This window comes from Candidatus Accumulibacter vicinus (assembly GCF_000584955.1).
GTDB lineage: Bacteria > Pseudomonadota > Gammaproteobacteria > Burkholderiales > Rhodocyclaceae > Accumulibacter > Accumulibacter vicinus.
On record NZ_JDSS02000016.1, the window covers coordinates 119,701 to 128,475 of the forward strand.

The 8,775-nt window shown below is 58.6% G+C and carries 5 protein-coding genes, 2 tRNA genes and 1 pseudogene; all 8 read right to left on the reverse strand.

The genetic code is table 11. The features are described 5' to 3' along the window. Positions 1–100: 100 nt before the first annotated feature. On the reverse strand, positions 101–2,008 hold the full coding sequence (locus CAPSK01_RS04880) for a SurA N-terminal domain-containing protein (protein ID WP_034923227.1): 1,908 nt from the start codon (positions 2,006–2,008) through the stop codon (positions 101–103). A 71-nt stretch (positions 2,009–2,079) separates the two neighbouring features. Further along, positions 2,080–2,156: transfer RNA gene (locus tag CAPSK01_RS04885), tRNA-Asp, on the reverse strand. Positions 2,157–2,182: 26 nt separating this feature from the next. Beyond that, a tRNA-Val gene (locus CAPSK01_RS04890) sits at positions 2,183–2,258 on the reverse strand. 138 nt (positions 2,259–2,396) lie between these two features. Further along, the gene (gene lon, locus CAPSK01_RS04895) at positions 2,397–4,811 is read right to left on the reverse strand and encodes an endopeptidase La (RefSeq protein WP_034923229.1); all 2,415 of its coding nucleotides are present in this window, start codon (positions 4,809–4,811) and stop codon (positions 2,397–2,399) included. Positions 4,812–4,896: 85 nt separating this feature from the next. After that, a complete protein-coding gene (clpX, locus tag CAPSK01_RS04900) occupies positions 4,897–6,168 on the reverse strand; it encodes an ATP-dependent Clp protease ATP-binding subunit ClpX (protein WP_034923231.1) in 1,272 nt (423 codons plus the stop codon). Between the two features lie 49 nt (positions 6,169–6,217). Continuing rightward, entirely contained in the window at positions 6,218–6,847 is a 630-nt protein-coding gene (gene clpP, locus CAPSK01_RS04905) for an ATP-dependent Clp endopeptidase proteolytic subunit ClpP (protein WP_034923233.1), read from the reverse strand. Positions 6,848–6,875: 28 nt separating this feature from the next. Next, positions 6,876–8,228, reverse strand: coding sequence for a trigger factor (tig, locus tag CAPSK01_RS04910; protein ID WP_273703107.1), 1,353 nt, complete (start codon positions 8,226–8,228; stop codon positions 6,876–6,878). Positions 8,229–8,581: 353 nt separating this feature from the next. Beyond that, a pseudogene (locus tag CAPSK01_RS04915) lies at positions 8,582–8,775 on the reverse strand (DDE transposase family protein); the annotation flags it as partial.

Consider the following 8,775-nt stretch of genomic DNA (forward strand, 5'->3'; position numbering starts at 1 on the left):
AAGTCGGCAAAACATGCTCAATGAGTTGTGCGTAAGGGTATGCCTTGGAGTCTCCCAGGCTAAAATAAGTAACGAACGAAGCGCTGCGGCGGGGTTCCTTCTACCGTTCCTTGCTTTCCAGCGCCGATTTATTGATGTCGATCTTGTAGCGCAGGCGTAGCCCGGCAAGGTAGGCGGCAAAATCTTCCTGCCCGAGAATCGTGCTGTATTCACCTTGCAACGCCTTGCGCCGGTTGTCGTCCACCTTTTCCGGATGGCTGACCGTCATGATCTTGTAGAGCACGTAGCTTCCGCCTCCCACATCAGCACCGACGTAGGCTGGCAGCTGGCGGACATTGGCTCTAAAGATCGCCTTCAGCGACGCTACCGGCAACTGACGGGCGTCCTGCCTGGAAACGTTCCTGGCTGGCGCCCAGGAGAGCGTGTCCTCTGCCCCCTGCTGCAACTCGCGAAGCTTGGACTCGCCCGCTGTACGGGCCAGTGTCGCCTCTTCCTCAGCCTTGAGCAGCGCTTCAACTTCAGCCTTGACGATTGCCAAGGGCTGCGTGGTCGCTGGCCGGTGTTCGATCACCCGGGCGGCCAGAAGTGTATTGGGGGCAATCTCGACCACTTCGGTATTCCGTTTGTTCTTCAGTGATTCGTCCGAAAACACCGAGGCCAGCACTTTCTGGTTACCCAACTGGCCCAGGCTAGCCAGCATATCCGGGGAGGGGTTGCGCGGCAACCAGCCGGACTGCTGAATTTTCAATCTGAACTTCTCGGCAGCCGGCTGCAGACTGTCCGGCTGCTCGTAGACCATGTTGCTGAAGGCCTCGGCAGCCTCGGCAAACTGTCGTGAAGCCGTTTGCCGCCGCAGTTCATTTTCGATCTCCGGGCGCACATCGGCAAGCGAACGCAACTTGCCCGGCTTGATTTCCGTCAGCCTGATGATGTGATAGCCGAATTCGGACTGCACCAGACCGGAAAGCTCATTCTCCCGCAGGCCGAACACGCTATCCTCGAACGGCTTGACCATCATGCCTCGACCAAAAAAGCCAAGATCGCCCCCTTTTTCGGCAGATCCGGGGTCCTGCGAATGCTGCCTGGCCAGTTCGGCAAATCTCGCCGGCGACTTCTGGACTTCCTTCAGCACCTCCTCCGCCTTGGTACGTGCTTTTTCCCGGTCCATATCGCCACTCGCCAGAATCAGGATATGACTGGCTCGCCTCTCTTCGGCTTGCTGGTAACGATCCTGGTGGCTCGCGTACCAGGCTGTCACTTCGCCATCGCTGGGCTTGACCTGCGCCAGCAATCCTTCGAGAGACAGGACCACGTACTCGACCTTGGCTTGTTCCACCACTTCAAAGCGCTTCAGGTTCTGTGCATAGTATTTCTCGATGGCCGGCAGCGTGATTTTCACCTGATCGGCAAACTGCTCCGGAGCAAATCGCCACTCGGCAATCTGCCGCTCCTCGGCCTGGATGCGCAGCAGCTTATCGACCACCTTGTTGCTAGCTATTCCGGTATCCCCAAGTGCGCCGACCAATTGCTGCAGCGTGAGATCCTGTCGCATCTGCGCTTCGAATTGCGCTTGTGACATGCCCTGGGCAGCAAGCGCCGCCTGATAGCGAGCCATCGAAAATTGACCATTTTCCTGCAAGGCAGGGATCTTGCCGATGACGTCCCGAAGCAGGTCATCGCCGGCGCCAAGCCGTCCTTGCGATGCCTCAAGGAGGAGCAGGCGCTGATCCACCAGCGAATTGAGAACCGCCAGCCTGGCAGCCGGCGTATTCATCGACTCTGGACGGAAACTGGCGCCCAGCACCTGCTGCATGCGATCCTGCTGGGCCCGCCAGGCCTGGTCGAACTGCGGCATGGTGATCTTGGTGTCACCGACACTGGCCAGATCGGCCCCCGCCCCGGTGTTGCGCACGTACGAGTCAATGCCCCAGAAGGCAAAAGGCAGGGTGATCAAGGCAAGGAATATCTGGACAACTCTCTTGTTGTTGCGAACGGCATCAAAGAACATGGGGGGGTAGCTCGCTAACTCACTGGAACGTTGAAGCAAAAAAAGGCGAACTGGCGTTCGCCTTTCGGCTGTGGCGGAGTGGACGGGGCTCGAACCCGCGACCCCCGGCGTGACAGGCCGGTATTCTAACCAACTGAACTACCACTCCCGAACGCTCTGCAACACCGTTCTTCCTGGTGGGTGCTGACGGGCTCGAACCGCCGACATCCAGCTTGTAAGGCTAGCGCTCTACCAACTGAGCTAAGCACCCTTCGTGTGACCAAAGCATGAAAACCCGAGTCTACCGCATCCCTCGCGACTTGGCCAGACCGAAACCGACATCCCTTCACATGGATCAGCAGGCAAGACAAACCGATGCGCGCGCCAGCCGACAGGCTGGCACTGCCGTTCAATGTGTAATGACGGTAGACACACTCTCCGGAGTGGGCGCTGCAACCGGCGGGGTGGCCGACTCCGCGGTCGACACGGACTCGGGTTTGCGCTCAAGGGCATGCTCGAAGACCTGGTCAATCCACCTGACCGGAATGATCTCCAGCTTGTTCTTGATGTTGTCCGGAATCTCGGCCAGATCCCTGACATTTTCCTCCGGAATCAACACCCTGGCCAGGCCACCGCGGACGGCTGCCAGCAGTTTCTCCTTGAGTCCGCCAATCGGCAGGACTTCGCCACGCAGCGTAATCTCGCCCGTCATCGCGACATCGCAACAGACCGGAATGCCCGTGAGGACGGAAACCAGTGCCGTACAAATCCCGACACCCGCTGACGGTCCATCCTTCGGGATGGCCCCTTCCGGAAGGTGAATATGAATATCGCTCTTCTGATAGAAATCAAGATCAATCCCAAGCGACTGCGCGCGCTTGCGCACCACCGACAGAGCCGCCTGAACCGACTCCTGCATGACCTCACCGAGTTTGCCGGTGGTGGTCGTCTTGCCCTTGCCCGGCAGGACCACCGACTCAATGGTCAGCAGTTCGCCGCCAACTTCGGTCCAGGCCAGACCCGTCACCTGCCCCACCTGGTTCTCGCGCTCGGCAACACCATAGTTGAAACGACGCACACCCAGGAATTTGTCGAGATTGCGCGCACTGACGGCAACCTTCCCCTGGCTTTTTCTGAGCAGCAGCGTCTTCACCACCTTGCGACAGATCTTGGAGATGTCGCGTTCCAGCGATCGCACACCCGCCTCACGCGTATAGTAGCGAACAATGTCACGCAAGGCACTTTCCGCCATCGTCAGTTCGGTGGTTTTCAGACCATTGTTCTTCATCTGCTTGGGGACCAGATAGCGCTGGGCAATATTGACCTTTTCGTCCTCCGTATAACCGGAAAGCCGGATCACTTCCATACGATCAAGCAAAGGCGCCGGGATGTTCAGCGTATTGGCGGTCGCGACGAACATCACTTCCGACAGATCGTACTCGACTTCAACATAGTGATCCACGAAGGTTGAATTCTGCTCGGGATCGAGGACTTCGAGCAGCGCCGAACTCGGATCGCCCCGGAAATCCTGGCCCATCTTGTCGACTTCATCGAGCAGGAAAAGCGGGTTCTTGACACCGATCTTGCTCATGTTCTGCAGAATCTTGCCCGGCATCGAGCCAATATAGGTCCGGCGATGACCACGGATTTCAGCCTCGTCGCGTACGCCGCCGAGGCTCATGCGAACGAACTTGCGGCCGGTTGCGCGCGCGATCGACTGTCCAAGCGAAGTCTTGCCGACCCCAGGAGGACCGACCAGGCAGAGAATCGGCGCCTTGAGGCGCTCGACCCGCTGTTGCACGGCCAGATACTCGATGATGCGTTCCTTGACCTTTTCCAGACCCCAGTGATCGGTGTCGAGGATCTTGCCGGCGGCGGCGAGATCCTTGCTGATGCGCGTCCGCTTGCGCCACGGCAGACCGATCAGCGTCTCGATGAAATTACGCACCACCGTCGCTTCCGCCGACATCGGCGACATCAGCCGGAGCTTCCTGAATTCCGCCAGCGCCTTGGCAAGTCCCTCCTTGCTCATGCCGGCGGTCTTGATCTTCTTGTCCAGTTCCTCCAGGTCGGCGCCTTCCTCACCTTCACCGAGTTCCTTCTGGATTGCCTTGACCTGCTCGTTGAGGTAATACTCGCGCTGACTCTTCTCCATCTGGCGCTTGACACGACCGCGAATGCGTTTCTCGACCTGCAGGATGTCGATCTCGGACTCGAGTTGTGCCAGCAGACGCTCGATGCGTGCGCGGATATCGAACATTTCGAGAACTTCCTGCTTCTGCTCGAGCTTCAGGGGCAAATGCGCGGCAATGGTATCGGCAAGACGCCCTGCATCCTCGATGCCCGAGATCGAAGTCAGGATCTCCGGCGGAATCTTCTTGTTGAGCTTGACGTACTGGTCGAATTGCCCGATCACTGCGCGGCGCAAAGCTTCGACCTCATGATTGAGGCCCTCGTCAGCCGCCACCGGACGAGCACCCGCGAAAAACATGTCCTCGCGCGCATCGATGGCCTCCAAACGAGCGCGCTGCGCCCCTTCGACCAGCACCTTCACGGTGCCGTCGGGCAGCTTCAACATTTGCAGAATATTGGCCACACAGCCAACAACGTACAGATCGTCGGCTTCCGGATCGTCCTTGACCGCCGACTTCTGGGCCACCAGGAGGATGCTCTTGCCGGCTTCCATGGCCACTTCAAGCGCCTTGATCGACTTCGGGCGCCCAACAAACAGTGGAATCACCATGTGCGGAAAAACCACTACATCGCGTAGAGGAAGCAGGGGTAATTCGACCGGCTCGGCTGACAGCTTGGGAGTTGCAGACATCGATTGTGCCCTTTAGGTGAGAGTTCAAGCCTTGAGATGGTGGCAAGAACCTGTATTTCAAGCCGCATAGGAAGCGGCCAGCACATCAGTTGCCGCCAGAAACCTTCGGCTGATCAGCATAGATCAGGATGGGCCGCGCATCGCCGACGATCACGTTCTCGTCGAGAACCACCTCTGAGACATTCTCCATTCCGGGAAGTTCGTACATGGTATCCAGCAACACCGACTCAAGAATCGACCGCAGGCCGCGCGCACCAGTCTTGCGTTCAATGGCCTTCTTGGCAATGGCCTGCATTGCCGCTGGACGGACTTCGAGCGCCACCCCTTCCATCGCGAACAGCTTCTGGTATTGCTTCACCAGCGCATTCTTGGGTTCGACCAGGATTTGCACCAGCGCCGTCGTCGACAATTCATCGAGCGTGGCAAGCACCGGCAAGCGCCCGATCAGTTCCGGAATCAAGCCAAACTTGATCAGGTCCTCGGGTTCGACGGTACGCAACACATCACTGACCGCCTTCTTGTTATCCTTGCTCTTCACTTCGGCGCCAAAGCCCATGCCGCCACGTTCGGATCGATTGCGAATGACCTTTTCGAGACCGTCGAAGGCACCGCCACAAATGAACAGGATGTTGGTGGTATCCACCTGTACGAAGTCCTGGTTCGGGTGCTTCCGCCCGCCCTGTGGCGGGACAGAAGCGACCGTACCTTCGATCAGCTTGAGCAGCGCCTGTTGCACGCCCTCGCCCGAAACGTCACGGGTGATCGAAGGATTGTCGGACTTGCGCGAGATCTTGTCGATTTCGTCAATATAGACGATGCCTCGTTGCGCCTTCTCGGTATCGTAATCCGCTTTCTGAAGCAACTTCTGAATGATGTTCTCGACATCCTCGCCGACATAGCCGGCTTCGGTCAACGTCGTCGCATCGGCCATCACGAAAGGCACGTCGAGCATGCGCGCCAGCGTCTGCGCGAGTAGCGTCTTGCCCGATCCGGTGGGACCGATGAGCAGGATGTTGCTCTTGGCGAGTTCAATCTCGTCCCTGCTCTTGCCAAAGTGACGCAGCCTTTTGTAGTGGTTATAGACGGCCACCGACAGGATTCGTTTGGCCGGTTCCTGACCAATCACATATTGATCGAGGAGCGCCGAGATTTCCCTGGGTGTCGGCAGATCGCTGCTGGCGCCCTTGCCACCTGTTTCGCCAGCGACTTCATCACGCACGATATCGTTGCAAAGCTCGATGCATTCATCACAAATGAATACCGACGGCCCGGCAATGAGTTTCTTCACCTCATGCTGGCTCTTGCCGCAGAATGAGCAGTAAAGGAGTTTTTCAGTGCCACTTTTCTTTTCCGTCATGTCGACCTACCTCACTGTCAAGCCTGATGTCGGCTGCCCGGATGCGAAATCAAACCGCCTCCCGATTGGTCAGCACCTTGTCGATCAGACCGTATTCTGCCGCTTCCTGCGCGGAAAGGAAATTGTCGCGATCGGTATCGCGTTCAATGCGCTCGATCGCCTGGCCCGTGTGATGGGCCATCAGGTCGTTGAGTTTGGCACGCAGGGAGAGGATTTCCTTGGCGTGAATCGCGATGTCCGACGCCTGTCCCTGAAACCCACCCATTGGCTGGTGAATCATCACGCGCGAATTGGGCAGGGCGAAACGCTTGCCATGAGCACCCGCTGCGAGCAGAAAGGCCCCCATTGAGCAGGCCTGCCCCATACACAGGGTCGACACGTCAGGCTTGATGAACTGCATGGTGTCGTAAACGGAAAGGCCAGCCGACACTGCACCGCCAGGGGAATTGATATAGAAATGGATGTCCTTGTCCGGATTCTCGGCTTCCAGAAAAAGAAGCTGCGCCACCACCAGATTCGCGGTCACGTCGTTCACCGGGCCAACCAGAAAAATCACCCGCTCCTTCAGCAATCGAGAGTAGATGTCGTATGCCCGTTCGCCACGGCCACTCTGCTCGACCACCATCGGAACCAGGCCCAGCGCCTGAGGACTCCAGTGGCTTGCGTAGTCAATGCTCATGCGGTTTCCTCTACTCGGAGAATCATGCCTATTCAGAATCACCGGATGAAGGCTCCTGCCCCATCAATTCAGCAAAAGCAATCGGCTTGTCAACCACCCTCACCTTCGCCAGCACCCAGCCAACCACGTTGTCCTCGATCGCCGCGGCCTTGAAGTCGGCGAGGCGCTCCGGCTGTGCATAGTGCCAACGGACCACCTCTTCCGGATGTTCATAACTTTGCGCCACTTCCTCGACCATCGCCCGCACCTGCTGCGGTTTGGCCTCGAGTCCGTACTGTTTGACGATCTCGGAAAGAATCAGGCCAAGACCGACCCGTTTCCTGGCTTGATCGGCAAACCACTCGGGATGCATCGGCAGTTCCTTGGCCTTCAAGCCACGCCGCTCCATATCCTGGCGGGTCGACTGCATCAAGTGCTCGCTCTCTCGTTGGATCAGCCACCCCGGCACCTCGACGGGGTTGGCCTGCAGTAGCGCATCCATCACCTGGCCACGAATTCTTGCCTGCAGACGGTGTCTCACCTCGCGTTTGAGATTGTCCTCGATCTCGGCACGCATCTTGACGAGATCGCCATCTTCAACACCCAGGGCTCTGGCGAAGTCGGCATCCACTTCCGGCAAGACCGGTTCGCCAACTTCCTTGACGGAGATGTCGAAGGTCACCGACTGACCTGCCAGTTCCTTGGAGAAATATTCGGCAGGAAAGGTCATGTCGAAAGATTTTGCTTCGCCTGGGCGCGTACCGATGACCGCACTTTCGAAGTCGGACAGCATCTTGCGTTCGCCAAGCACAAAGTGGTAGTCCTTGCCCTGACCCCCTGCAAACGGCTCACCATCCCGCTTCCCGAGGAAGTCGATACTCACCTGGTCAGCCTTTGCAGCGGCACGATCGACCGGCTCGTAACGAACGCGCTGCTTGCGCAGGATTTCGATCGTCCTGTCGATTTCGACCGGACCGACGTCAAGTACCGGGCGTTCGATTTCCACACCATCCAGATCATGCAGCACGATCTCCGGATAGACCTCGAAGATCGCCGAAAACTCGAGATGCGTCGGGCTGTCGCTGTTTTTCACCTCGATCTTTGGAACGCCCGCAACGCGCAGATTTTGCGCAGTGACGGCCGTGCTGAACAGTTGCGCCAGCGCCTCGCTCAAGGCTTCTTGACGCGCCTGCTGGCCATATTGCAGGCGGGCGAGGTTTACCGGCACCTTGCCTGGCCGGAAACCCGGCATCTTCATGTTCTTGCTGAGGCGCTTGAGGCGCTGGTCAACCTCTTTTTCGAAGTCAGCAATGCTTAGCGACAGGTCAAGGCGGCGCTCAAGAGCGCTCACAGCCGGCGTGCCTGGCGCTGATGCGTCAGAAATAACAGCGTTCGTTTCCATTAAGAATCCTTGTTCGCTTCTGCGTCCATGTCCGCGCACCAATGGCGTCTCCGCGCACGTAAAGCGGGCAATTCTACAGCAATATTGAACGACTCGAAACACTGCCGTGCAGCCAGCAGCCCTGACGCATGACCCAGCCGAATCGAGCCGGTTTGCCGGTAACGCCCGCTTTCGCCGCTGAGGCGGTCAGATGGCGGTTGGCTAGCGGTCAGGGAGCGCTTGCGGCGCAGTGGGTGGTGGGTCACAGTGGGATGCAAGAGGGTGTGGGATCTCCGGTAGGGTCACCAGGCGAGCCTTTCCCGGCGCGGTGTGCGCCGTGCTTGGGAAGCGGTCTTGGGCAGGCCCGGACAAGGTTATTCGAGTTGCAGCAGGAACGGTTCGGCGAGGAGCACGCGCATCCGCGCGGGATCGAGCCAGGGGGCGGCACAGGAGTGACGGATGAAGGCGATGGCGCCGCGCACGCCGAGTTCCTGATACAGGCGGCGCAACTGCCGAGTGAAGCGTGCCAGGGTATTGAACACATGCGCCAGGCGCATGAGGAGGTGAT